The sequence below is a fragment of the Pseudomonas sp. P5_B2 genome (assembly GCF_056400445.1).
This window is the reverse complement of record NZ_JBFULH010001258.1, coordinates 1-792: the sequence shown is the minus strand read 5'-3', so window position 1 is coordinate 792 and position 792 is coordinate 1. Positions and strand designations below refer to the sequence as shown.

At 56.3% G+C, this 792-nt stretch carries 2 pseudogenes; both read right to left on the bottom strand.

The features are described 5' to 3' along the window. Positions 1-292: pseudogene (locus tag AC1DRJ_RS30610) on the bottom strand (glycosyltransferase family 4 protein); the annotation flags it as partial. Beyond that, a pseudogene (locus AC1DRJ_RS30605) lies at positions 292-792 on the bottom strand (hypothetical protein); the annotation flags it as partial. The pseudogenes AC1DRJ_RS30605 and AC1DRJ_RS30610, both read right to left, overlap by 1 nt.

Here is a 792-nt window from a genome sequence, read left to right as displayed (position 1 = left end):
GAAACGCCTCGCGGATCAACTCAGCGGCTTTCGACCGGCCTTCGTTATCCGGATCAAGCCGATTCACCGGGCCAGGTGCTGACCACACATGAATATTTTCAGGCGGCAGAACCCCATGAAACTGCGCGCGAATTGCTTCGATGGTCCCATCAAACAGTCCACTGAGGGCCAAAATGACCTCATGTTCGCCTGACTGAAGAGCTAACGCGCGTGCAAGTTTGGTGATGTAGCATGATGAATCGACCCCAGTGAGACGGGCTTGAGCGCCCTGCATATCAACTACAATACGCATCAGCGCGGATCCTTCTGTTCAATAGTCTTTTTCAGATCGTAATACACTTGGCGAGCACCCACCGACAGGCCCTCCAGGTGCTGCGGTACTTCTCTGTTCGGCGTTTCGTGGGGAGAGACAGATGCGGCGACCAATAGCCCGTGGTTATAGGCGAAGCGCTTGAGGCTTTCATACAAACGGGGGGAACGCTTAAGACTGGTACTGAGCCGCCGCCGCAAAGCCGGATGCCCGAGGGTATGACGCAGCCCCACGACCATGATTCGACGGACCCCGCTCTTGAGCAAACGGGTAAAGCTACTGATCACACCGCGCACGGATCTTACGCACCAGCGCAACGGCGCAGTAAGGCGCCAGGAGGTACTGCTCATCAACGCTTGCACGCGACTGTTATAAGCGCAACTTTGTAGCCAGATTTCGTGAGCCTTGGCCAACGCCTCATCGCGTTGCTGACGGGTCTGCTGCAACTCCGCTTCCAATTCGACAAACTGGCGCGGTAACTC